The sequence below is a fragment of the Chryseobacterium sp. HNCC26DJ241 genome (assembly GCF_057180505.1).
The window spans coordinates 123,196-146,656 of sequence record NZ_JBXUGL010000002.1 but is presented as its reverse complement, the minus strand read 5'-3'; the positions used below and the strand labels follow the sequence as shown (position 1 = coordinate 146,656).

The window sequence follows — 23,461 nt, the reverse complement described above, 5'->3', positions numbered from 1 at the left end:
CGAGAATGGAAAGTAATCTTAAGAGGCTGTCACAAAAGCCATAAAACTTAGGATTTTGTCATTTCGACGAAGGAGAAATCTTTTGTTAAACAATAAAAAATAGATTTTTCACCTCGTTCCATTCCATTCTGAATGACACTTTTGAGGCAGCCTCGCTTTTTTAGTTTTGGAAATGGAGGATGTAAATCGAAGTAAAAATTTATATTCTGAAGATTCAGGAAAACGGAAGATATTTTTAAAATTTGAAATGGTATTTCGGGTAGCAAGTTCAGAAGAAAACAGAAATTCAAAATTATCAACCTGGTTATTGCATTACCATTTTATAAGGTAATCAAACAAAAAATCCCGACTAACAGCCGGGATTTTTAGATTTATGATAGTAAAATTATCTTGTGAAAAGCATTTCTCTGTATTTCGTCATTGGCCAAAGTTCATCATCTACCAACATTTCCAATGCGTCAGAAGCGTCTCTGATAGGATCGAATAGAGGTTTTACTTTATTGCAATATTCTTCTGCTTGTTTTTGGCTTCCGGAAGTGCTTTTTGCTTTTCCTTTTGCAGCTAAAAGTTCATCTACACCAACTTTGATAGCAGAAACATTTTCTGAAATTTGAGAAATAAGGCTCAATTGCTCTTTTGCTAAAGTCTTAAATTCTTTATCTCCAAAAATTTCTTTTAATCCTTTTACATTCTCTATCAATCTATTTTGATAGTTCAATGCGGCAGGAATAATATGGTTTCTTGCAATATCTGCCAAAACTCTCGCTTCGATATCAATTACTGTAGAATATTTCTCCAATTTGATTTCATTTCTGGCTTCAAATTCTCTGTGAGAGTAGATTCCTAACTCTTCATAAAGATCAACAAATTTTTTATCCAATTCTCTTTTTAGAGCTTCTGGAGTGGTTTTTAAATTGTTAAGACCTCTTTTCTTCGCTTCTTTTGCCCAATCATCAGAGTAACCGTCTCCTTCAAACATAATGTTTTTAGACTGTTTGATATATTCTCTTAAAACATTGAAAATAGCTTCATCTTTTTTAAGTCCTTTTTCAATTAAAGCATCCACTTCTTTTTTGAAAACTTTCAATTGTTTTGCAACAATGGCATTCATCACTGTCATTGGTTCTGCACAGTTTGCAGAAGAACCAACCGCTCTGATTTCAAATTTATTTCCAGTAAATGCAAAAGGAGAAGTTCTGTTTCTATCCGTATTATCCAATAAAATTTCAGGAATTTTCCCAACAACATTCAGTTTTAATTCTGTTTTCTCTTCAGGAGAAAGTTTTCCGTTGGTTACTTTTTCCAACTCTTCCAATACTCCAAATAACTGACTTCCGATGAATGCAGAAATAATTGCTGGAGGAGCTTCATTCGCACCTAATCTGTGATCGTTGCTCGCGGAAGCAATACTTGCTCTTAATAAATCTGCATAATCATAAACTGCTTTTAGTGTATTCACAAAGAAAGTAAGGAACTGAAGATTTTTCTTTGGATTTTTTCCCGGGCTCAAAAGGTTTTCTCCGGTATCTGTTGCCATACTCCAGTTGTTGTGTTTTCCACTTCCGTTTACTCCGGCAAATGGTTTTTCGTGCAACAAAATATGGAAATGATGCTTATGAGCAACTCTTGCCATTACATCCATCAATAAAGAGTTGTGATCTACTGCAACGTTTGCCTCTTCAAACATGGGAGCTAGCTCGAATTGGTTTGGAGCCACTTCGTTATGTCTTGTGGTTACAGGAATTCCCAGTTTCATACATTCAATCTCCAATTCTTTCATAAAGTTCATCACTCTTGTCGGAATGGAACCGAAATAATGATCGTCCAATTGCTGACCTTTTGCTGGAGAATGTCCCAATAAAGTTTTTCCTGTCAAAACCAAATCCGGTCTTGACTGATAAAGAGCAGTATCTACAAGAAAATATTCTTGTTCCCAACCTAAAGTAGGAACTACTTTCGTTACATTTTTATCAAAATACGATTTACAAACATCCGTAGCTGCCTCATCTACTGCACTTAAAGCTCTTAATAATGGTGCTTTATAATCTAAAGTTTCACCGGTGTAAGAAATAAAAATAGAAGGAATACAAAGTGTAGTTCCCATAATAAAAGCAGGAGAAGTAGGATCCCAAGCTGTATAACCTCTTGCTTCAAAAGTATTTCTGATTCCTCCATTTGGGAAAGAAGAAGCATCCGGTTCTTGCTGAATCAGCATTCCTCCACTGAATCTTTCGATAGCTCTTCCTCCTTCAATTGGTGTAAAGAAAGAATCGTGTTTTTCTGCAGTAGCACCTGTCAATGGTTGAAACCAGTGAGTGTAATGCGTTACTCCTTTAGACAATGCCCAATCTTTCATTGCTACAGCTACCTGATCTGCAATGTGTCTTTGGATTTTTGTTCCTTTTTTAATAGCATCCAAAATAGAATTGAAGGCTTCTTTTGTCAAGTATTCTCTCATTGTTTCTTCAGAGAATACATTTTGACAATACAATTCCGATAGTTTTGCAGGGACTTCAACGAAATTATCTTTTCTATAATTCCTGAATGGAAGTTCTGCCAGAGCTTTAAATCTTAGTGTTGACATACAGAGTTGTTATTTTTGTGGGCAAATTTACAAAAAATATAAACTTCAAAATAAAATACCTGTCTTTTTTTAGGGGTCACTAAAAATTTTAATAAAAATATTGTTTTTTGTATATCGCTTTTTCGTTATCTTTTATTCATGATAGTATATTCAACTTAACTCTTCTTAAAATTGTAATCTACAGAACAATTTCGTATTTTAGCAAACTTTATCTAAAAATCTAATTTATGGTAAATTCCAGAGCAAGAGAGACTACAGAAGCTATTGAAAGACTGTATGTAAGTATGCGTCACCTTTTCTACAGAGGATTTTTTAAACCAGCCGGAGTTTCAGGAGAAACATTGCGAAAACTTTTGATGGTAATTGCGCCGGAAATCTACGGTTCCATGGGAACTCCAAACAAAATAGAACTGGATGGCCTTTTGTATGTTCTGGACAGACTTCCGGAAGGAATTGAAGAAACACCTTTTGTACATCTTACTTCGGATGAAGGTTTTGATAAAGGAAGTTTTGAAGTTATCGTTCCGAAAAAACGGAGAAGAAACTGCTACCGCATTGATGAATTCCAGATGAATATTGAAGTTCTTTTGGGTCGTTCAGAAATTTACGATATCCTTACTCACCTTACTTTTTTATATATAGAAGCGGATAAAATCCGTGAATTGGGATATATTACTGATGAAAATTACAAGCCAACTAGAGCTTGGCAAATCATAGAATCTGTTGCTTTAGGTGAAAAAAAATTCAGTAGAAAAGAAAAAGAAGTTGCCCTTATTCATTTATCTTCTTTATTGGGAAGAACGTTCGATCAAACATTGAATGCTTACAACAATTTTGGTGATGATGAAAATCCTGATCGTTTATTCAAAATCATTTATCATTTAGGAAAAACCAGTTTGGACGATTTTAGAGGAATTCGTGAAAGAGAAATTTTCTTCAGCGCAATTTTGAGAGAAAGAGTTGGCCATCACTTTTTTGGAGAAAAATGGGCACATAATGTAAAAGAAGTTTTGGCTTCCAATAATTTGCACATGCGTCCACTTCATATTATTTCTGCTAATATGCACTCTGTGAAAAATATGCTTTATGCACAGGATGCTCTTGATAAAAAAATCAGCAAAAATGTAGATTATAAATTGTATGAAGAAATCAGCAATAAAAAAGCATTGCAGGATAAAATTCTTCAACATTCTGAAAATCAGGGATTAATTTATATTGATGATAACAGCGGAAGTAATATTGATGTACAAATCATTGATCTAAGCAAAACTGATCTTAAAAACACTCCATTTTCAGGAATTAAATTTTCCGGTGATGATGTGGTTCTGGTGTTTGATTATGCTTTTGGAGAGCAGGCTTACGAAATTATGGACGAACTTTTACGACCGTATGATTTCAATGGACAAGTTTACACTATGAAAGTAAAATCCGTTTCCATTATGGGAAAAGCCGGAATTCTTACGGGTGGAAAAGGAGATATTATGATCCCCACTTCCCATATTTTTGAAGGAACTGCGGACAATTATACATTTGAAAACGCATTGAAACTCTCTGATTTTGAAGATAATGAAATCAAAGCTTTTGAAGGACCCATGATTACCGTTTTAGGAACTTCGCTTCAAAACAAAGACATTCTTTCTTATTTTATGACCACTTCTTGGAAAGCCATCGGTTTGGAAATGGAAGGAGCACATTATCAGAAAGCGATTCAGGTGGCTTCTAAAATTCGACATCACATTTCTCCGGATTTATTTGTAATGTATGCGTATTATGCTTCGGATAATCCTTTGGAAACAGGAAGTACTCTTTCTTCAGGAGGTCTTGGTTTGACGGGAGTGAAACCAACGTATATGATTACATACAAAATTTTAGAAAAAATTCTGGAAAGCGGAAAGAAAGCTCCGGCGAAAAAATAAGTATACAAATTATAAAAGTTGATAAAGCAATGATTTTTGAAAAGTCATTGCATTTTTTTGATAATTAATCTAAAAATCGTTTTTCTTGAAGTCAAAAAATATATTTTTATTACTTTTGGTAAAATCCAAATTTTATGAAATCTCAAATAATTTCTGTTTTACTTATTACTGTCTCTACAGTTTCTTATTCTCAAAGTAAAATGCAATATCCCGAAACCAAAAAAATGGAACATACCGATGAGTATTTTGGGACAAAAGTTTCCGATCCTTATCGTTGGCTGGAAGATGATCGTGCTGAAGACACCAAAGAATGGGTGCAAAGAGAAGTAAAATTCACCAATAATTATCTTTCTAAAATTCCGTTTCGTGAGGAAATCAGAAACCAGTTGCGAGATATCTGGAATTACGAAAAAATCAGTGCTCCTTTCAAAAAAGGAGATTATATTTACTATTATAAAAATGACGGATTACAAGCACAATCTGTACTTTACAGAAAAGACAAATCCGGCAAAGATGAAATTTTTCTGGATCCCAATAAGTTTTCAGAAAAAGGAACTACTTCTTTAAGTCAGATTTCTTTTAACAAAAAAGGAAATTTGGCAGCTTATGCTATTTCTGAAGGAGGAAGCGATTGGAACAAAATCATTATCATTGATGCTATTTCCAAAAATCAAATGGATGAAACTATAAAAGACGTAAAATTCTCCGGAATTTCATGGCAAGGAGACGAAGGCTTTTATTATTCAAGCTATGATAAGCCTGATGGAAGTGAACTCTCTGCAAAAACAGATACACACAAAGTATATTTCCACAAATTGGGAACCAAACAATCTGAAGATAAATTAATTATTGGTGGAGAAAATTTTAAGAGAAGATATATGAGTGCTGAAGTTTCCGAAGATGAGCGCTTCGTAATTCTTTCAGCTTCCAATGCTACTTCAGGAAATGAACTTTATATTAAAGATTTGAAAAATAACACCGATTTTATTCCGGTACAAACAGGTTATGATTACAATACTGATGTTGTTGATACAAAAGGAGAGTATGTTTTTGTCCTCACGGATAAAAATGCTCCGAATATGAAACTTCAAAAATTTGATATCAAAAACCCAACCGTTTGGACAGACGTAATTCCTGAAACAGAAAATGTATTGAATGTTTCCAGCGGTGGCGGATATTTTTTTGCAAAATATTTAAAAGACGCCTTGTCTTATGTAAAGCAATATGATTATGACGGAAAACTTGTTCGTACCATTGCGCTTCCGGGAAATGGAACTGCTTCTGGTTTTGGAGGGAAAATCGAGGAAAAAGATTTGTACTTTTCTTTTACCAACTATATTACACCGGGAACGATTTATAAATTCAATGCTGACTCCGGAAATTCGGAGATTTATCAAAAGCCGAAAGTAAAATTCAATCCGGAAGATTATGTTTCCGAACAGGTATTTTATACTTCAAAAGATGGAACAAAGATTCCGATGATGATCAGCTATAAAAAAGGAATAAAATTGAATGGTAAAAATCCGACTATTCTTTATTCTTATGGAGGTTTCAATATCAGTTTGCAGCCTGCGTTTTCGGTTGTAAATGCAATCTGGATGGAAAATGGAGGAATTTATGCTGTTCCGAATATTCGTGGTGGTGGCGAATATGGAAAAAAATGGCATGATGCAGGAACTAAAATGCAAAAGAAAAACGTATTTGATGATTTTATTGCAGCAGGAGAATATTTACAGAAAAAAGGATATACTTCTAAAGAATATATGGCGCTTTCAGGAAGATCGAATGGCGGTTTATTGGTGGGAGCAACCATGACAATGCGTCCTGATTTGGCAAAAGTAGCATTTCCCGGAGTTGGAGTTTTGGATATGCTGAGATATAATAAATTTACTGCTGGAGCAGGCTGGTCTTATGATTACGGAACTGCGGAAGATAATAAGGAAATGTTTGAATATTTAAAATCATATTCTCCTGTTCATAATGTAAAATCCAAAGTCTGCTATCCTTCCACAATGGTTATTACAAGCGATCATGATGATCGTGTAGTTCCGGCACATTCTTTCAAATTCGGAGCAGAGCTTCAATCAAAACAATCTTGTGGAAATCCTGTTCTTATAAGAATTGAAACCAATGCTGGTCATGGAGCAGGAAGATCTACGGAACAGGTAATTGGTGAAAATGCTGATCTTTTAAGTTTTGCCCTTTTTGAAATGGGATTCAAATCTTTAAAATAAATTTTATCACTAAAAAATATAAAGGTTTCTGTTCAAAAAGACAGAAACTTTTTTATTTAATGCTTTTCATGGTATTATTTTAAATATTATTTTTACTAAAAAAACGCAAAATATGCTTGTAAAAGTCTTTGGTAGTGCTATTCACGGTGTTTCTGCTCAAACGATAACTATAGAAGTAAATGTAGATCAAGGAGTTGGGTATCATTTAGTCGGACTTCCCGACAATGCTATTAAAGAAAGCAGCTACCGAATTTCAGCCGCTCTGAAAAATGTAGGATATAAACTTCCCGGAAAAAAGATTACCATAAATATGGCTCCCGCTGATTTGCGTAAAGAAGGCTCTGCTTATGATCTTACTATTGCTTTGGGAATTTTAGCAGCTTCAGATCAAATTGTTGCAGAAAATATTGGTGAATATGTGATAATGGGAGAACTGTCTTTAGATGGTGGTTTACAACCCATTAAAGGAGTTTTACCGATTGCTATTAAAGCTCGTGAAGAAGGTTTTAAAGGAATTATTTTGCCAAAACAAAATACAAGAGAAGCCGCAATTGTAAATGATCTCGAAGTTTATGGAATTGAAAATATTCAGGAAGTAATCGGATTTTTTAATGAAGGAACACCTCTCGAAAAAACCGAAATTGACACCCGAAAAGAATTTCAGCAAAAAATTCATAATTTCCCTTTTGATTTTTCAGAAGTTAAAGGTCAGGAAACTGCCAAACGTGCAATGGAAGTTGCAGCAGCCGGTGGTCATAATATTATTTTGATCGGCCCTCCCGGAAGTGGAAAAACCATGTTGGCAAAAAGAATTCCGAGCATTCTTCCACCATTAACATTGAAAGAAGCTCTGGAAACTACAAAAATTCATTCTGTTGCCGGAAAAATTGGAGCAGAAACTTCACTGATGACGGTTCGCCCTTTCAGAAATCCGCATCATACTATATCGGATGTTGCACTTGTTGGTGGCGGAAGTTATCCGCAACCCGGAGAAATTTCTCTTGCCCATAACGGAGTTTTATTTTTAGATGAAATGCCGGAATTTAAACGAACTGTTCTCGAAGTAATGAGGCAGCCATTGGAAGATCGGGAAGTTACCATTTCAAGAGCGAGGTTTACGGTAAATTACCCTGCAAGTTTTATGCTTGTTGCAAGTATGAATCCTAGTCCGAGTGGTTATTTTCCTGATGATCCGAACAATACTTCTTCTGCTTTTGAAATGCAGCGATATATGAATAAACTTTCCGGGCCGCTACTTGATAGAATTGATATTCACATTGAAGTTCCGAAAGTAGAATTTGAGCAACTGGCAGACAGAAGAAAAGGTGAGGAAAGCGAACAAATCCGAAATCGTGTTTTGAAAGCCCGAAAAACCCAAGCGGAAAGATTTCAGAAGAATAATATCAGTTATAACGCACAAATGGGTCCAAAAGAAATAGAAAAATATTGTTCTTTGGACGATGCAGCTCTCAATCTCATCAGAAATGCAATGGAAAAATTAAATCTTTCTGCAAGAGCTTACGATCGTATTTTGAAAGTGGCAAGAACCATTGCAGATCTGGACGATTCTGAAAATATCCAATCCACGCATATTGCAGAAGCCATTCAGTACCGAAGTCTCGATCGGGAGTTTTGGAATGTATAAAGTAAAAGAGACTGTCTCAAAAGTGTCATTCAGAACGTAATGAAATGAAGTGAAGAATCTATTTTATTGGTTTACAAAAGATTTATCCTTCTCGAAATGACAAAATCCTAAATTGTATGACTTTTGAGACCGCCTCTTTTTAAATTTATTTCCAAGTCTGATTATTTTTGTTTTCAGATCTTTTTACTCCATTTTGAATATTGTAAGCCAAGCCTACTCCTAATGTTTGTTTTAGCTGTGTTCTCTTGATTTGGTTGTGATCATAGAAAAGATCAAGAGTTATTACGGAAGAAATATACTTGTTTATTTTCATATTCAGAATTCCTCCGTATGAAAGAACCAATCTTTCCGGATGATCTAAATAGTTGGAAAAAACAGAAGCTGTATTTACAAGATTTATATTTTCCATAAGTTTTATTTTATATTGTGCCGTTCCTAAAAAACCGAATTGAAAAACAGAAGAATCTCCATTATTTTTCAAACCGTAATTTCCTGCATATTGAAGATCTTTATCCAAAACAAAAGTCCATCTTGCATTGGCTGGGCGAAGAGTCATTGTAAAATTATCATTCGGTCTATATGTAAAACCCACTCCTAAATTTACATAACCGGGAGCCATAAAATTAGAAATTTTTGCAGCATCAGGATTGTTTCCATCTCCATAGCCGGGTGCAAATTGGGTAATCAGACTTGCACCAACGGAAGCATACCAGTTTTTCCCAATATTTCTTCCATAATTTGTGGAAATATTAATAACATCCTGCGTTTTCCGAGTTCCTACTCCTTTCGTATTATTTTGTCCATATCCGAGAACGATGATGTTTTCCCAAAGATCTTTATCTTTTTCGTAGGTGAAGTTATAATTCAATCCTGCAATCCACCCTACATTATTGGCTCCACCACCAACCCAATTGGAAAACGCTGCCTGATTAAGCATTAAAGTATTTTGACCGGTTACAGACCATACTTTAGTAGAATCTGCAACAGCTTCTTGCGCTGAAACAAAAAATCCAAAAAACAGAGCTCCTAAATAGAGAATTTTTTTCATGTTTATATTTAAAAAATTAATTAGAAATAAAAGGCTTGATTTCCTTTTTAGGACGTTCCTTATCAAGATTTTGCCCTAAATTATACGATAATCCTACACTTAAAGTTTGCTTTCTTTGAAGATTTTGGATCTGGTCATGGTCATACACTACATCAAGACTTAAAATAGTAGAAATAAATTTATTGAATCTAATGTTCAAAACGCCGGTATAAGCAACATCTACCCTCTCTGTATGCTGTAGATAGTTGCTAAAGAAATTCAATTGGTTGTCGAGGTTTATTCCTTTATAGATTTTTAATCGATATATAAAATTCAACATGGCTCCAAGCTCGGTTCTCACAGTTTGCCCGTCTTTTTCCAAACCGAATTTTCCTGCTTTTTGCAATAATGGATCCGTTACAAAAGTAAATTTCCCATTGATCGGTCTGAAAATCACTTGAAAATTTTCTTCGGGATTGTAAGAAATACCAATACCAAGATTCAGATAACCGGGTGCCATAAATCTTGAAACCCTATCAGAATAGCTCGGATCTTGGGTAACAGCATAATTATATCCCGGTGTAAACTGCGACATAAACTGAAAACCCATTGACAAATAATAGTTTCTGCCCAATTCATATCCGTAATTAGTCATTAGATTGATATAATCTTCTGTTTTTCTGGAGGCTTGTCCGTCTGTTGCTATAAAACCGTAACCTAACTGAATAATGTTCTCCAAATAATGTTTCCTGTTTTTATAAACCAAATTATAATTTATCTTGCCAATAATTCCGATGTTATTATTACCCCCAGAAATCCAATTGGAAAAAGAAGACTGATTGAATACCAGATTATTTTGCCCAAAAAAGAACCATCTCTTTTCTTCACCTTTTATAAAATTGAATGGTGTAATCGGGATTTCTTCCGGAGCTTTAGGAATAATAACTTCATCACGGACTACAATTGTATCCTTAAAATTTACATTAATATTTTCTAATTTCGGATTGGCAAGGCTGTCAAGATTAGGAGAAATAGAATCCCATTTTTTTTGGTAGATCGAATCAATTTTTGAAAGCAATTCCTTTCTTTGAGAATACGACATACAGAATAAAAATAGCGTAAACAAAACAAAAATCCTTTGCATAGATAGTACTTTTACCACGCGCAAAATTAACATTATTTTAGAAATCATTCAGTTGATTTACATTATTTTACGAATTTTTGTCAGTTTTATTGACTAAATTCGTTCAGAATTAGCCAGAATTTCCGAAAAAAACAATGGCAACAGTTTTGACAAACTAAAGTCATGCTTAAAAAATTATTCAAAAATAAGCTGGAGTTAAAAGCCATTCTTTATCCATTGCTGATGCTTTCTGCGATGTGGCTGTTTTTTTTTTTACAGTTTATGGGATTTTTTGATTCGTGCAGCGGAGCGATTATTCCTCTCGTGCCGGAAGGTTTGGCCGGTGTATTTTTTTCTCCCTTACTTCATGGCGGGTTTGATCATATTATTAGCAATTCCGTTCCGATGTTTGTGCTGATGTTTCTTCTTTTCCAATTTTATCCAAAAATTGCCGGAAAAGTTTTTATTCTGGGTTGGCTGCTTTCTGGGCTTTTGGTATGGATGCTTCCTCCTATTGATATTTTTACCGGAGAATATAGGTATATCTGTATTATTGGTGCAAGTGGACTAGTGTATGTTTTAGCATTTTTCCTTTTTTTCGGTGGTGTTTTCAGACAAGAAAGAACGCTTCTTGTGATCTCGCTTCTTGTGGTATTGTATTATGGAAGTTTAATTTGGGGTGTTCTTCCACAGGAACTTTTTTCAGCTTTTACAGAACCTAGCAGAATTTCTTGGCAGGCACATCTTGCCGGTGCAGTAATAGGAGTTATACTGGCATTTGTATATCGAAAATCCGGAGAAAAGAAAAGAAAATTCATTTGGGAATTTCCAAATTACTACAACGAAAAAGATGATAAACTTTGGCAAGAATACATCCAAAACCATCCGGAAGATTTTCAGGAAATGCCACAGAAAAAAGAGGATATTTGGAAGTACCTTGATGAAATCCGCAAAAAAAGTTATTAATTCTTTATCTTTGGAAAAACAAATGAAAAATGTTTTCTGAAGAACACCTGTATTCTATCGCACTTCGACGTTGCAATTTTATTGGTGATATTAATTTTAGCAAACTTGTAAAATCTGTGGGTTCTGCAAAAGAGGTTTGGGAATTTCCTAAGAAAGAACTTGGAAAAATTTTAGGAATCGGAAATCGCATTACGCAGGAAATTGGAAATTTAGAGCATCTACAATTTGCTGAAAAAGAACTCAAATTCTGTGAAAAAAATAACATTTTTATTAAACTTCGTCATTATAAAGAACTACCCAAACTCCTTTCCGAATGCGATGATGCTCCTGCTATTTTATATGTAAAAGGGAATTGGGATGATGGCTTAAAACCCATCAGTATAGTTGGAACAAGAAATATTACCAACTATGGGAAGAATTTTATTGAAAATTTCCTTGAAAAAATTACCACTAAAAGTACATTAACAATCAGCGGATTAGCTCTAGGTGTAGATGCAGAAGTCCATCTTCAATCTCTAAAAAATAATATCCCGACAGTTGGAGTATTAGCTCATGGATTCCACACATTATATCCTTCTAAACATAAAAATTTAGCAGAAAAAATTCTGGAACAAAATGGCGTTTTGATGACCGAGTTCAACTCTTCCCAAAAACCGGACAGAGAAAATTTTATTCAACGAAATCGAATCATTGCCGGACTTTCAAAATCAACCATCGTGGTGGAAACCGCTTTCGGAGGAGGATCTGTAAGCACCGTGAATTTTGCAAACCATTACAATAGAGACGTATATGCACTTCCCGGAAAAATTACGGATAAATTCAGTCAAGGTTGCAATCAATTGATTTATCAGAATAAAGCCATTGCAATTTCGACAATAAAAGACCTTCTTCAGGAATTAAAACTCAACAAAACCGAAAATAAAATAGAAGAGCTTTTTCCAAAATCCAAAATAACACATCAACTCACTGATAGTCAAAAATATATTTATCGTTTTATTGAAGAAAATCCAAATATTTCTTTAGATGAACTGGCCGGAAAAATGAATATTCCTCCGTATAAAATCCTTCCAGAAATTTTAGAATTAGAGCTTTTGGGAAAAGTAAAATCATTTTCCGGGAGACAATTTTCAGTATTATAAAAATTTAGGCATTTTCTAATTCTTCATTCTTTTTTTGATAAGTTTTAATATTTTTTAAATTTTTATTTATTTTGTTGAATTAATTAAAAAACGGGTTCAAATTTATTATTTTTCTAATAATAGGTGAAAAATCATTTGCATGTTTTGAAAAAAAAATTAAATTTGTTGAGAACATTTCTCATTTAAATTATGGAACATTATAATGTAGATCAAAAAATCCAGGAATTTATTGCTAAAATTGAAGCAAAGAATCCCAACGAACCGGAATTTCTACAAGCCGTAAAAGAAGTAGCCATCACTGTAATACCCTTTATTGCAACCAGAAAGGAATACAATGGTATGAAACTCCTTGAAAGAATGGCTGAAGCTGAAAGAATTATTATTTTCAGAGTTCCTTGGGTGGATGATAAAGGAGAAATACAGGTGAACCGAGGTTTCAGAATTCAGATGAATTCTGCAATTGGCCCATACAAAGGGGGAATTCGTTTTCATCCAACTGTAAACTTATCTGTTTTAAAATTTCTTGCTTTTGAGCAGGTTTTCAAAAATTCTTTAACTACGCTTCCGATGGGAGGTGGAAAAGGAGGCTCAGATTTTGATCCGCAAGGAAAATCCGATATGGAAGTTATGCGTTTTTGTCAGGCTTTTATGACAGAAATGTGCAAACATATTGGTCCTGAAACGGATGTTCCTGCCGGAGATATTGGTGTTGGAGCAAGAGAGATTGGATATCTTTTCGGCCAATACAAAAAAATCAGAAACGAATTTACCGGTGTACTTACAGGAAAAGGTCTTGCTTATGGAGGATCCCTTATTCGTCCTGAAGCTACAGGTTATGGAGTAGTCTATTTTGCCGAACAAATGTTAAGAACCATCGGACAGGATATTAAAGGAAAAACGGCAACGGTTTCAGGATTTGGAAATGTAGCTTGGGGAGTAATCAAAAAATTTGATGAATTAGGCGGAAAAATTGTAACCATTTCGGGACCAGACGGATATATCTATGACAAAGATGGAATTACCGGAGAAAAAATAGAATATCTGTTAGAACTTCGTGCTTCCGGAAATAACAGAGCCGCAGATTATGTGGAAAAATATCCTTCTGCTGAATTCCACGCCGGAAAAAGACCTTGGGAAGTAAAATGCGATATTGCTTTTCCTTGTGCTACACAAAATGAATTGGATTTAGAAGATGCCAAAAATCTTGTTGCCAATGGATGTATTTGTGTAACTGAAGCTGCCAATATGCCTTCCACTTTAGATGCTATTAATTACTTCCTTGATAATAAAGTTTTGTTTTCCCCTGGAAAAGCATCTAATGCAGGTGGTGTTGCAACATCCGGATTAGAAATGACCCAAAATTCTATCCGTCTAAACTGGACTTCCGAAGAAGTAGATGCAAGACTTAAAGAAATTATGATCGGAATTCACAAAGCTTGTAGGGATTATGGAAAAGAAGAAGACGGCTATGTAAATTATGTAAAAGGTGCTAATATTGCCGGCTTCGTAAAAGTGGCAGAAGCAATGCTTGCACAAGGTGTGGTATAAAAAGATAAAGTCCGGAGTAACAATTCCGGATTTTTTTAATAGAAAAACCTGTCCCGGGAAAATGGGAAATAAAAAGTAATTTGAAAGCAAAAGGCCTGAATTTTCAGGTCTTTTTTTGAATATTCTCAGATTTATAATTTACTCAATTTTTGTATTTCAATATTTTTCAGTAGTTCTTTTATACGATGAAGACAACCCCGTAATGATTTCATTTATAAACACTTAACTCTTGTTTTAATTTTTTAATAGTACTGAAAATATTACTTTTTTTCTATGTTTAATTTTATTCTTTCCAAAAATTCAAACACAGCAGGACAAATTATCACATTTTTTATGGTAAGATGGTTGATTTGGTAAATTTTCTTTCTGTCAGTATGTGGAAATTCTCTACACGCTTTTGGTCGAACTTCATAGATAGAACAAGTATTATCAGAATTGAGAAACCAGCAAGGTAATTCTTGCAAAACTTTATCCTGATCTTCATCAACTCTTAAAAATTTATTTTCGAAATCTACTGCTTTCATCCGCAGATGTTTGGAGATTCTTTCAATATCTTTTTCTGTGAAAAGAGGACCTGTTGTTTTGCAGCAATTTGCACATGAAAGACAATCTATTTTACTAAAAACCTCATCATGAGTTTCCTGAACCGTATAATCCAGATTTTTAGGCGGCTTTTTTTTGATCTGGTCTAGCGTTTTCTGATGCTCTTTTTGTTTTTGCAACGCTTGCTTTTTATAAAACTCAATATCCATTTCACAAAATTAGTTTTTTACAAACAATCCAAGACGTATTTTGTAACTTTGAAAAATATGGAAGATATCAAAAGTATTGAAGATATTAGGTTCTTGGTTAATCAGTTTTACAAAAAAGTAGAAAAGGATCCAATAATCGGTTTCTTTTTCACCGATGTTGCGCAAGTAGATTGGGAAAAACATTTACCTAAAATGTATCAATTTTGGGAAACTCTTTTATTGGGAAATGTTTCTTATAAAGGAAATCCAATGGCTGTCCACTTTCCGGTTAATACAAATTCTGCAATGGAAAAAAATCATTTTGAACACTGGCTAAAATTGTGGACGGAAACTGTGAATGAAAGTTTTTCTGGAAAAACAGCAGATCTTGCCATATATAAAGCAAATAATATCGCCAATCTTATGTCCTATAAAATGGAGGTTGCCAGAAAACTAAAGGATTAAAACGTATAATTTCATAATTTTTTGAAAATAATTTTTCTATATCATTGAAAATGATTAGGTTTGTCGCCCTTTTAATATAAAAAATATGAGTCCGGAAGTTGCAAGTTATATTGGTTATGTTGCGTCATTTTTTGTGGTACTTAGTTTCATTCTTAAAGACCTGCAAAAGCTGAGGGTTGTAAATCTTATCGGTTGTATTTTTTTTGTAATATATGGTTTTTTTAGCGGAATGCTTTGGCCAATTATCATTCCTAATGCCATTTTGTGTTTCATACAAGTGTATCATTTAGTAAAAAAAACATAAATTTCAAACCCTTTTCCTGTGAAGCCTAAAAACTTGAAAGTTATTGTAAGTGTTTTCAATAATCTCTACACCGACCAGAGAGTGGAAAAAATTTGCAGAAGCCTTCACGAAAATGGATATGAAATTCTCCTCATAGGAAATTCTTGGGACGGACTTCCGGAAATGTCTCGCCCTTATTCTTTTTCAAGAATTAAATTAAAATCTAAAAGCCTGAAACTCGGCTATCCGGAATTCAACAAAAAACTTTATTCAGAACTTCTGAAAAAGGCAGACAAAAACACCATTTTGGTTTCTAACGACCTGGATACTCTTCTTGCCAATTATTTGGTTTCAAAAAAGCTGAATATTCCTTTGGTTTTTGATAGCCACGAAATTTTTACCGAAATGCCTTCTGTTAAAGGAAGATTTGTTCAGAAAATTTGGCGTTCATTGGAAAGTAGGGTTATTTCGAAAATCCGATATATGATGACGGCAAGCGAAAGTTATGCAATGTGGTTTGAGAAAAGATACAAAATAACAAAACCTATTGTTATTCAGAATTTTCCAAAAAAAATAAAACCATTGCTATCCGAAAGTAATCATTCAAAAATTATTTTATATCAGGGAGCTATCAATCCTTCGAGAGGTTTAGATAAAATTATTCCTGCAATGAAATTCATTGAAAATGCTGAACTTTGGATTGCCGGAAAAGGTCCAAAATATGAAGAATATGTGGAACTTTCTAAGGCACTTCAGTTGGAAAATAAAGTAAAATTTCTTGGAAAACTACTTCCCGAGAAACTTCGCGAAATTACAAGAAATGCTGATGTTGGACTTAGTATAGAAGAAAATAATGGACTAAGCTATTTTTATTCTCTTCCCAATAAAATTTCAGATTATGTTCAGGCAAGAGTGCCCGTCGTGGTTTCTCCATTCCCGGAAATGAAAAAGATAGTGGGAAATTATCATATTGGTGAAATTATAAATGACCACTCTGAAAAGGAACTTATAGAGAAAATTTCAAAAGTTCTTGATAATGGAAAGGCTTATTATCATAATAATTTGGAAAATGCCGCTAATGAACTTTGCTGGGAAAATGAAGAGCCAAAACTGCTCGAACTTTACCGCAAAGTAGTGAAAGAAAATTTCAAAAACGGATAAATCTGTATTCCGAAACAAAATTACTTCGATAAGAAAAAGAGTATCTTTGTAAAAAGTAATGGAAATGACAATAAAGGAAAAACAGCAGGAAATTGTGGAAGAATTTGCATTTCTGGACGATTGGGAGCAGAAATACGAATACATTATAGATCTAGGAAAAGAGCTGAAAGGTCTTCCCGAAGAAAAAAAAACAGAGGAAAACCTTATCAAAGGATGCCAATCCAAAGTATGGATAGATGCTGATTTCCGTGATGGAAAACTATATTTCAATGCAGATTCTGACGGGATTCTTCCAAAAGGAATTGTTTCTATGTTGGTATCAATCTATAGTGGACATACTACTCAGGAGATTTTGGATTCTGATTTCAAATTTATTGAAGAAATCGGTCTACAGGAATTTCTCTCTCCTTCTCGTGCAAATGGACTAATGGCTATGACCAAACAAATAAAATTCTACGCAGTAGCATATCAATTAAAATCTTGAAAAAAATTTTAGCATATCGTTTTTCTGCTTTTGGAGATGTAGCAATGGTCGCTTCTGTCTTTCGGGAATTCAATGAACAGAATCCTGATGTTCAGTTGATAATGGTAACTCGTGAAAACTTTAGAGATTTATTCAATGACATTCCTCATCTCGTATTTAAAGGAATAGATCTGGATCAATATAAAGGTTTTTTGGGACTCCGAAAACTTGCCCGCCAGTTAAAATCCGAATTCAATCCAGATTATATTGCTGATTTGCACGATGTTATCAGAACCAAAATACTGAATAAAATTTTTATACGACACGGATATAAAGTTTTTGTTATCGATAAAGGTAAAGAAGAAAAAGACCACCTTACAGATATTTGGAATATCGAGAAAAAACCATTGAAAATGACCGTGGAAAGATACGCTGATGTTCTCAGAAACATGGGTTTTTCTTTAACATTGTCTCATCAATATAAACCTTTACAAAAAGAAAAGTCAGGAATCGGGCTTGCTCCTTTTGCTCAACATACAGGCAAAATCCTTTCTTTGGAGAAATCTTTTGAATTAGCCAAAATTCTTGCACAACATCATAAAATTTATTTTTTCGGAGGCGGAGCTTTTGAAGTAGAAACGCTAAATCAATGGGAAAAAATGATTCCCAACACAGAAAACCTCGCCGGAAAATTAACCCTTCAGCAAGAGCTGGAAAAAATCTCCGAACTTGAACTTATGATTTCCATGGATTCTGCCAACATGCATTTAGCAAGTTTGATGGGAACAAGATGTATTTCAATTTGGGGCGCTACTCATCCTTTTGCAGGATTTTTAGGATATGGACAAAGCGAAAATGATATTGTGCAGATTAAGGATCTTACTTGTAGACCATGTTCTGTTTTTGGAGACAAAGAGTGCTATCGTGGAGATTATGCCTGTCTGGAAGAGATTACCGTACAACAAATTGTAGATAAGATATTCTTAAAATGAAGCTTTCCATTTGTATTCCTGTATATAATTTTGATGTTCGAGAATTGGTTTTAGACTTGGAAAAACAAATAGAGCAAAATCAGCTTCGTGCAGAAATTATTCTTATTGATGATGCTTCTTCTGAAGAATTCAAAATTATCAATCGTCAAATTTCAGAAACGGTGGAAAACTTCATTTTTCTTGAAAGAAATGTAGGACGTTCTTTGATCCGAAATCTCTTCCTCTATTATTCCAAAGGAGATTATCTTCTTTTTCTGGATTGTGATGGGAAAATCGTTTCTTCCCAATTTTTAAAAACCTATTTTGATTATATAAAAGCCAATCCCAAAACACGGGTAATCTATGGAGGAAGACAGGTTTCTACACAAGCTCCGGAACTTACCAAATACCTCCGCTGGAAGTTTGCTTTTGAGAGAGAAAATCTTCCTATGGAAAAAAGAAAAGAGATTCCTTACCTTTCTTTTCAGACTAATAATTTTGTAGTAAGAAGAAGTATTCTGGAAAAAGTGAATTTCAATCCTGAATTCCAAAAATACGGTTATGAAGATCTTCTTTTTGCAATGGACTTGAAGGCAGAAAATATAAAAGTAGACCACATCGAAAATCCTATTTTTAATAATGATTTGGAAGACAATGATGTGTATCTGCAAAAAGTGGAAGAATCTGTAGAAAGCCTATCCAAAATGCTGAAGAGTAAAAAAGTAAAAGACAAAATTTCTGAAGTAAAATTGGTAAAGGCATATCAGATGTTTGCCAATAATTCTACCAAATTTTGGTTTAGAAAATTATTTGATATCCGACGGGAAAAAACGAAGCAAAAACTTTTGAAAGGAAATGTAAACCTTCGTTATCTGGATTTTTATAAACTCGGATTGCTCTTCGAAAAAATGGAAAATTAAATTTTTTTAAAATTTTTAGAAAACAAAAAAAATCTCTCAAAAATTTGAGAGATTTTTTACAAGTGTGGGTCCTGAGGGATTCGAACCTAAAGTTTTTAAAGATTGATATTTAGACAATTACAGATTTATATGAATTTGGGTATGCCTAAAAGTGTGCCTTTTCACTAAAAATTCCTAACATAATAGAGAAAGATATTCACAAATAAATTAGGTTTAGTAATACCTGTTTACCATAAGCTACATCAATTCTATATAATAAAGGTATATATTTCACCCATATTTCAAACTCTCTAAATGTGTAAGTATCTGCATCCAAATATTCATTTGTCAAAGTTTTATTTTCCCCAAAGTTCAAACTTAAAATATCCCCATATTGTTGCAGTTGTTCTAAAGATTCAAAATTGAAAGTGAATACTACACATTGTAATATATCCCAAGAGAATATAAGTTCTGTTTGTGCAGGAACTAGTCCTAAAAAAGAGATTTCTTCAACGTATAAATAACTGTCATATCCTGCAATTTTATCTATTTCTGAAACTTCTAAATCAAATTCCCAAGTTTCATATTCTTTGCCTATCTCAAAAGGCAAAATTGATTTTTTCATAAGGCTTGGGTATTAAAAAACCACCTCAAAGCAGGTGGTTTTTTGTTTAATATATGAGTATTTATAGGGTATTAGAATATAAGGGTTCAGAAGAAACTCTATAATTTTATTAATAACATTAAATATTTTAACCTCGTATGTATTCTGTACTGTAATTCTGAAAGTCTTCTGATTTTTAAATCTAACTCAATTTTCTGTATTTTAGATTTATTTTCCATATTATTTAGATTTTTTTCTTGTAGTAAATTTACCTCAAACTCTTCCCTATAAAACTTTATCATTTGGGCACCATTAAATAAATTTTTGTGCAGTAGGGTATTTTTAAAACCTCCATTCATAACAAGTACATATTTTTTTACCATTTTCTGATTTGTAGTTATTCTTATGCTGAAATATTCATCAGAAATAACTTCTAAAGGAAAATCAAAACTTATACTTTCAAGTATCATCTCATAGAGTTCATTTTCATTTGAAATATTTTTAAAACTTAATATAAGTTTTCTTCGAACTTCATCGTTTTCTAAATCTATAATACTTTTTAAGTTGTAATAAACCTCAATAAAAATACAGTCTTCATTTCTACTAGGACAAACACAAGGAAAAGGTTTCTCTTCAATATCTAACCACTTTTGCCACTTTCCACAATTTGTTTTTTCTATTGCATCTTTAAATTCTTTCTGATAAGTTGTAAGCCAAGACTCAATTATTTGAAAATTTAAAGATTCTTTATGCTTTAGAAGTGCCATTATAGAAATATTATTTTTCATTTTTGGATTTTATTGAGATTAAAAACCACCCTATTCCTATACATCCAAAAATGACTATTCCCCACTTCAGATATTTCTCTCTGTCATATTCTTTTTGCATTTGTTGTAGCTCATATTCATCTGGCATAGCATAAGGATTCAGTCCTTTTACTTCTGCCATTTCTTCATATTCTTTTGGAAAGGTTTTTATACTTTGTGCAGAACTTCCGTATAAACCTGTTATATCTTCTCCATATTTATCTGAATCTTGAGGTTCATAATTTTTAGCTTTTTCTTCCAATTCTTTCCAAAACTCTTCTTTAGATTGGGGTTTTTCAGATTCAACTGATTTTTTCTTTTTGGATATATCTCCAATTTTCAGAATATGATTGTAGTTGCTAAAAGCTTTTACTTTTTCTTTTTTAAAAGTAACAGTAGCTATACCTGATTCCCCATATCTCCATATTTCTTCTCCAAAATCTTCATAAGATTCAATACTTGTAGGTTCTCCCTGTATTTTCTTTACTTCTGCTTTTGTAGAGCCAATATTGATGTGAGTTTGAGAAAATCCCAATAGTGAAATCAGTAGTAGTATCAATGTAAATATTTTTCTCATAATTTGTATTTAACTATTTTCTATACGTGTAATTAATCCTTTTAAAAACCAAATGACTACCTTAAAACATAATGCTATTACACCTATACAAAGAAATATAATGATAAGAAATCCTACACCCTCAAAAATATCATCAAAAAATGCTTTTAAATGTTTCATAGTTTTAACGTTGTCATATATGGCATTAAATTAAACAAATATAAGATTCAAATTTGACTTGTCAAATAAGTCAAGTTGGAAAGTTCTGAAATATTTAAACTTGTTGGTTCTAGAATTAAAGAATTGAGATTACAAAAGGGTTTATCTCAAGTGGAACTTGTAGGTAAAATGGAAGGTAATATTGATGCTACAAATATTTCCAGAATTGAAGCAGGAAGAACTAATCCTACTTTACTCACTCTTTACAGAATAGCACAAGCACTTGAAATACCTCTGAAAGAGTTAATTACTTTTTAGGAACATAGGTTTTATTTCCATTACTATTTATATAGTATTGTCCTCCTCTAGAACCTGTTTGGATATTTTGACCACTTCCATAATTATATGCTTCTGTAGAATAATCTTGAGCCTTAGTTCCCTTATCCCCAGTATAATTATTAATATTCCCTTTAGTTGAAAAATTATCCCAATTAGTTTTATTACTTTCTGTTTTATAGTGTGGAGCAACATAAGTTCCAGAACTTGGCTTATAATACCCTTGTTGGTATTTTACTTTTTGACCAAATACTAATGTAGTTCCTATAAATAATCCTAACAATAAAAATGCTTTTTTCATAACTGTAAATATTTATACAGCAAAAATATTATGAAATAAGGCTACTCATTAAAAGTTGCAAATTTGCAACTAAAAAACCAAGACTTAATTACTCTTTAAAATAGGAATGTATTTAAAATCAGAGCCAAAACTATCTGAAGTAATGATATATTTTTCAGCATATTTCATATCCATAACCTTAGAAAAGGTTGATTTAATCCTAGATATATGAGTATAAATAGCTTTACTATCAGGAGATATTAATTCTTCAATACTATTTGTTATAATACTAAAATCTAATAATCTTGAAGTACTAATATATAATGACAATAATTCATTCTTATAATTGAAAAGCTCTTTAATACTAATTCCATCAGGATTTTGACAAAATAAAATATACACAGCTTGGGTTAGAGAACTGAATTCAACTTCCATATCATTAAACTGAGATATTAATATTCTATAATCCTCTGTTATGATTATAGGTTTATAATTGCTAAATTCAATTTTTTCAGCAAATTCATCTAAAGCTTTTTTTAATAAAGGTAAAGCATAAAGTAATTGCTTTCTATGATATAATGCATTTAAATCCTCACGTATTTCTTCTATTTTTCTCAAAGAATCTTCGTCTAGATTTTGATTTAAAATTTGCTCAAACTCGTAAGTACTAAATTCTCTAGGAGAAAAATCTTCTTCTGATATGTCAAGAAAACTATTGGAAACAATAATACTTAAAACTTCTTTAATGTTGATTTTTTCATTACGAGTCTTTAGTATTTCTGTAAGATTAGTATTCATTTGCTTTTTTGCAAAAATACATAATTTAGCTATTAGGTAAATTTGGCTTTTGCTAAGCATCATTTAACTACAACTATAAGTATATCTGTTGTTTTCCTACTATTATAAGACTTATAAAATCATTTCAAGATTTAGCTATGATAATAATATCTGGAAATTAATCTAAACCATAATAATGTATAATTTAGGTTTATTTTAAATTACCTTGCATTTACATAAAGATTTAAAAACTTCCAACCTCGTATTTTTCTTATATAGTAGAAAAAACAAAATTGGAAGTTTGTAATTTTTGAAGTGCGGGTTAATCTGCTAGAACAGCATCATATTTACCATTCCTAGAAAAAGTTTCCAAGCTTGCTTCAAAATCATTTGTAATTGATTTCTTTGCAGGAGCAGGAGTATTTTCTTCAGGAACATATACAAATCTATGCTGTAGAATAAGGGATTCTCCTGATTCTTTAACCACATATTCATAAGGTTCACATTCCTGTTTTACTACACTTCCTGAAAGTTCAGTTCCTATTAATGCTTTGCAGGTTTCTTCATCAAATGTAGATGAGATATAAGCTTTTTTAGCTGTAGCATAATACTGGTTGGTCTTTTGGCTTAGTACCATTTCAATACCTCCTTGAACTTCTATAACACAAAAAGAAGTTCCATCCTCTCTTTGTCTAGATTTAAAATTGATAATTCTTACCATTGTTTTTAAGTTTTTGAGTTAGATTTTTCCTTTCTGTAACAACACACTTCTACAAACCAAATTTTGC

Annotated in this window: 23 protein-coding genes; 13 read left to right on the top strand and 10 right to left on the bottom strand. The window is 32.8% G+C overall.

The genetic code is table 11. From position 1 onward, the window contains the following. Positions 1–385: 385 nt before the first annotated feature. Complete coding sequence (locus tag AC2A1C_RS03200; protein WP_484023402.1) at positions 386–2,584, bottom strand: glutamine synthetase III family protein; 2,199 nt, start codon at positions 2,582–2,584, stop codon at positions 386–388. Positions 2,585–2,811: 227 nt separating this feature from the next. Here AC2A1C_RS03200 and AC2A1C_RS03195 point away from each other — a divergent pair, with 227 nt between their 5' ends. From AC2A1C_RS03195 to AC2A1C_RS03185, 3 genes are all read left to right on the top strand, one after another. After that, positions 2,812–4,500 (top strand): DUF6909 family protein, encoded by a 1,689-nt coding sequence (locus tag AC2A1C_RS03195; RefSeq protein ID WP_484023400.1) that lies wholly within the window; start codon positions 2,812–2,814, stop codon positions 4,498–4,500. Between the two features lie 200 nt (positions 4,501–4,700). Continuing rightward, entirely contained in the window at positions 4,701–6,734 is a 2,034-nt protein-coding gene (locus tag AC2A1C_RS03190) for a prolyl oligopeptidase family serine peptidase (protein ID WP_484023407.1), read from the top strand. A 112-nt stretch (positions 6,735–6,846) separates the two neighbouring features. Next, the gene (locus AC2A1C_RS03185; RefSeq protein WP_484023398.1) at positions 6,847–8,379 is read left to right on the top strand and encodes a YifB family Mg chelatase-like AAA ATPase; all 1,533 of its coding nucleotides are present in this window, start codon (positions 6,847–6,849) and stop codon (positions 8,377–8,379) included. A gap of 145 nt (positions 8,380–8,524) precedes the next feature. On the opposite strand, the gene AC2A1C_RS03180 is transcribed toward AC2A1C_RS03185, so the two are convergent. Both AC2A1C_RS03180 and AC2A1C_RS03175 read right to left on the bottom strand, forming a co-directional pair. Beyond that, positions 8,525–9,427: a DUF3078 domain-containing protein gene (locus AC2A1C_RS03180; RefSeq protein ID WP_484023396.1), complete on the bottom strand. Its 903-nt coding sequence runs from the start codon at positions 9,425–9,427 to the stop codon at positions 8,525–8,527. 16 nt (positions 9,428–9,443) lie between these two features. Next, positions 9,444–10,550: a DUF3078 domain-containing protein gene (locus AC2A1C_RS03175; RefSeq protein ID WP_484023394.1), complete on the bottom strand. Its 1,107-nt coding sequence runs from the start codon at positions 10,548–10,550 to the stop codon at positions 9,444–9,446. 162 nt (positions 10,551–10,712) lie between these two features. Between AC2A1C_RS03175 and AC2A1C_RS03170 the strand changes: the two genes are divergently transcribed. The 3 genes from AC2A1C_RS03170 to gdhA all read left to right on the top strand — a co-directional run bounded on the left by AC2A1C_RS03170 (position 10,713) and on the right by gdhA (position 14,182). After that, the gene (locus tag AC2A1C_RS03170) at positions 10,713–11,495 is read left to right on the top strand and encodes a rhomboid family intramembrane serine protease (protein ID WP_484023393.1); all 783 of its coding nucleotides are present in this window, start codon (positions 10,713–10,715) and stop codon (positions 11,493–11,495) included. A gap of 29 nt (positions 11,496–11,524) precedes the next feature. Continuing rightward, entirely contained in the window at positions 11,525–12,634 is a 1,110-nt protein-coding gene (gene dprA / locus AC2A1C_RS03165; protein WP_484023391.1) for a DNA-processing protein DprA, read from the top strand. 189 nt (positions 12,635–12,823) lie between these two features. After that, a complete protein-coding gene (gdhA, locus tag AC2A1C_RS03160) occupies positions 12,824–14,182 on the top strand; it encodes an NADP-specific glutamate dehydrogenase (protein ID WP_484023389.1) in 1,359 nt (452 codons plus the stop codon). 260 nt (positions 14,183–14,442) lie between these two features. Here the strand turns inward: gdhA and AC2A1C_RS03155 are convergent, their stop codons facing one another. Beyond that, positions 14,443–14,934 (bottom strand): YkgJ family cysteine cluster protein, encoded by a 492-nt coding sequence (locus tag AC2A1C_RS03155; RefSeq protein WP_484023387.1) that lies wholly within the window; start codon positions 14,932–14,934, stop codon positions 14,443–14,445. 57 nt (positions 14,935–14,991) lie between these two features. On the opposite strand from AC2A1C_RS03155, the gene AC2A1C_RS03150 reads away from it, so the two are divergent. The 6 genes from AC2A1C_RS03150 to AC2A1C_RS03125 all read left to right on the top strand — a co-directional run bounded on the left by AC2A1C_RS03150 (position 14,992) and on the right by AC2A1C_RS03125 (position 19,176). Continuing rightward, on the top strand, positions 14,992–15,378 hold the full coding sequence (locus AC2A1C_RS03150) for a group III truncated hemoglobin (RefSeq protein ID WP_484023385.1): 387 nt from the start codon (positions 14,992–14,994) through the stop codon (positions 15,376–15,378). A gap of 85 nt (positions 15,379–15,463) precedes the next feature. Beyond that, on the top strand, positions 15,464–15,682 hold the full coding sequence (locus tag AC2A1C_RS03145; RefSeq protein WP_484023383.1) for a uroporphyrinogen decarboxylase: 219 nt from the start codon (positions 15,464–15,466) through the stop codon (positions 15,680–15,682). A 33-nt stretch (positions 15,683–15,715) separates the two neighbouring features. Further along, entirely contained in the window at positions 15,716–16,822 is a 1,107-nt protein-coding gene (locus tag AC2A1C_RS03140) for a glycosyltransferase family 4 protein (RefSeq protein WP_484023405.1), read from the top strand. A gap of 64 nt (positions 16,823–16,886) precedes the next feature. Beyond that, on the top strand, positions 16,887–17,306 hold the full coding sequence (locus tag AC2A1C_RS03135) for a SufE family protein (RefSeq protein WP_484023381.1): 420 nt from the start codon (positions 16,887–16,889) through the stop codon (positions 17,304–17,306). Next, a complete protein-coding gene (locus AC2A1C_RS03130; RefSeq protein ID WP_484023379.1) occupies positions 17,303–18,277 on the top strand; it encodes a glycosyltransferase family 9 protein in 975 nt (324 codons plus the stop codon). Before AC2A1C_RS03135 ends, AC2A1C_RS03130 begins: the two co-directional genes overlap by 4 nt. Beyond that, positions 18,274–19,176: a glycosyltransferase family 2 protein gene (locus AC2A1C_RS03125; RefSeq protein ID WP_484023377.1), complete on the top strand. Its 903-nt coding sequence runs from the start codon at positions 18,274–18,276 to the stop codon at positions 19,174–19,176. Before AC2A1C_RS03130 ends, AC2A1C_RS03125 begins: the two co-directional genes overlap by 4 nt. 196 nt (positions 19,177–19,372) lie before the next feature. Here the strand turns inward: AC2A1C_RS03125 and AC2A1C_RS03120 are convergent, their stop codons facing one another. The 3 genes from AC2A1C_RS03120 to AC2A1C_RS03110 form a co-directional block, all read right to left on the bottom strand. Beyond that, positions 19,373–19,780: a hypothetical protein gene (locus AC2A1C_RS03120; RefSeq protein WP_484023376.1), complete on the bottom strand. Its 408-nt coding sequence runs from the start codon at positions 19,778–19,780 to the stop codon at positions 19,373–19,375. A gap of 98 nt (positions 19,781–19,878) precedes the next feature. Beyond that, positions 19,879–20,547 (bottom strand): hypothetical protein, encoded by a 669-nt coding sequence (locus tag AC2A1C_RS03115; RefSeq protein ID WP_484023374.1) that lies wholly within the window; start codon positions 20,545–20,547, stop codon positions 19,879–19,881. Next, on the bottom strand, positions 20,537–21,142 hold the full coding sequence (locus AC2A1C_RS03110) for a hypothetical protein (RefSeq protein ID WP_484023372.1): 606 nt from the start codon (positions 21,140–21,142) through the stop codon (positions 20,537–20,539). Before AC2A1C_RS03110 ends, AC2A1C_RS03115 begins: the two co-directional genes overlap by 11 nt. 234 nt (positions 21,143–21,376) lie before the next feature. On the opposite strand from AC2A1C_RS03110, the gene AC2A1C_RS03105 reads away from it, so the two are divergent. Continuing rightward, positions 21,377–21,598: a helix-turn-helix domain-containing protein gene (locus AC2A1C_RS03105; RefSeq protein ID WP_484023370.1), complete on the top strand. Its 222-nt coding sequence runs from the start codon at positions 21,377–21,379 to the stop codon at positions 21,596–21,598. Here AC2A1C_RS03105 and AC2A1C_RS03100 read toward each other — a convergent pair. The 3 genes from AC2A1C_RS03100 to AC2A1C_RS03090 form a co-directional block, all read right to left on the bottom strand. Further along, positions 21,588–21,917: a hypothetical protein gene (locus AC2A1C_RS03100; protein ID WP_484023368.1), complete on the bottom strand. Its 330-nt coding sequence runs from the start codon at positions 21,915–21,917 to the stop codon at positions 21,588–21,590. The two genes, AC2A1C_RS03105 and AC2A1C_RS03100, sit on opposite strands and share 11 nt — an antisense overlap. Before the next feature lie 84 nt (positions 21,918–22,001). Continuing rightward, entirely contained in the window at positions 22,002–22,694 is a 693-nt protein-coding gene (locus AC2A1C_RS03095; RefSeq protein ID WP_484023366.1) for a hypothetical protein, read from the bottom strand. 301 nt (positions 22,695–22,995) lie between these two features. Further along, positions 22,996–23,394: a hypothetical protein gene (locus AC2A1C_RS03090; protein WP_484023364.1), complete on the bottom strand. Its 399-nt coding sequence runs from the start codon at positions 23,392–23,394 to the stop codon at positions 22,996–22,998. Positions 23,395–23,461 lie beyond the last annotated feature (67 nt).

What these genes read in the sequence shown, in the direction of transcription:
- AC2A1C_RS03200 (WP_484023402.1), bottom strand. Translation starts at nt 2,584, where the DNA reads ATGTCAACACTAAGATTTAAAGCTCTGGCAGAACTTCCATTCAGGAAT.
- AC2A1C_RS03195 (WP_484023400.1), top strand. Translation starts at nt 2,812, where the DNA reads ATGGTAAATTCCAGAGCAAGAGAGACTACAGAAGCTATTGAAAGACTG.
- AC2A1C_RS03190 (WP_484023407.1), top strand. Translation starts at nt 4,701, where the DNA reads ATGCAATATCCCGAAACCAAAAAAATGGAACATACCGATGAGTATTTT.
- AC2A1C_RS03185 (WP_484023398.1), top strand. Translation starts at nt 6,847, where the DNA reads ATGCTTGTAAAAGTCTTTGGTAGTGCTATTCACGGTGTTTCTGCTCAA.
- AC2A1C_RS03180 (WP_484023396.1), bottom strand. Translation starts at nt 9,427, where the DNA reads ATGAAAAAAATTCTCTATTTAGGAGCTCTGTTTTTTGGATTTTTTGTT.
- AC2A1C_RS03175 (WP_484023394.1), bottom strand. Translation starts at nt 10,550, where the DNA reads ATGCAAAGGATTTTTGTTTTGTTTACGCTATTTTTATTCTGTATGTCG.
- AC2A1C_RS03170 (WP_484023393.1), top strand. Translation starts at nt 10,713, where the DNA reads ATGCTTAAAAAATTATTCAAAAATAAGCTGGAGTTAAAAGCCATTCTT.
- dprA (WP_484023391.1), top strand. Translation starts at nt 11,525, where the DNA reads ATGTTTTCTGAAGAACACCTGTATTCTATCGCACTTCGACGTTGCAAT.
- gdhA (WP_484023389.1), top strand. Translation starts at nt 12,824, where the DNA reads ATGGAACATTATAATGTAGATCAAAAAATCCAGGAATTTATTGCTAAA.
- AC2A1C_RS03155 (WP_484023387.1), bottom strand. Translation starts at nt 14,934, where the DNA reads ATGGATATTGAGTTTTATAAAAAGCAAGCGTTGCAAAAACAAAAAGAG.
- AC2A1C_RS03150 (WP_484023385.1), top strand. Translation starts at nt 14,992, where the DNA reads ATGGAAGATATCAAAAGTATTGAAGATATTAGGTTCTTGGTTAATCAG.
- AC2A1C_RS03145 (WP_484023383.1), top strand. Translation starts at nt 15,464, where the DNA reads ATGAGTCCGGAAGTTGCAAGTTATATTGGTTATGTTGCGTCATTTTTT.
- AC2A1C_RS03135 (WP_484023381.1), top strand. Translation starts at nt 16,887, where the DNA reads ATGACAATAAAGGAAAAACAGCAGGAAATTGTGGAAGAATTTGCATTT.
- AC2A1C_RS03125 (WP_484023377.1), top strand. Translation starts at nt 18,274, where the DNA reads ATGAAGCTTTCCATTTGTATTCCTGTATATAATTTTGATGTTCGAGAA.
- AC2A1C_RS03120 (WP_484023376.1), bottom strand. Translation starts at nt 19,780, where the DNA reads ATGAAAAAATCAATTTTGCCTTTTGAGATAGGCAAAGAATATGAAACT.
- AC2A1C_RS03115 (WP_484023374.1), bottom strand. Translation starts at nt 20,547, where the DNA reads ATGAAAAATAATATTTCTATAATGGCACTTCTAAAGCATAAAGAATCT.
- AC2A1C_RS03110 (WP_484023372.1), bottom strand. Translation starts at nt 21,142, where the DNA reads ATGAGAAAAATATTTACATTGATACTACTACTGATTTCACTATTGGGA.
- AC2A1C_RS03100 (WP_484023368.1), bottom strand. Translation starts at nt 21,917, where the DNA reads ATGAAAAAAGCATTTTTATTGTTAGGATTATTTATAGGAACTACATTA.
- AC2A1C_RS03095 (WP_484023366.1), bottom strand. Translation starts at nt 22,694, where the DNA reads ATGAATACTAATCTTACAGAAATACTAAAGACTCGTAATGAAAAAATC.
- AC2A1C_RS03090 (WP_484023364.1), bottom strand. Translation starts at nt 23,394, where the DNA reads ATGGTAAGAATTATCAATTTTAAATCTAGACAAAGAGAGGATGGAACT.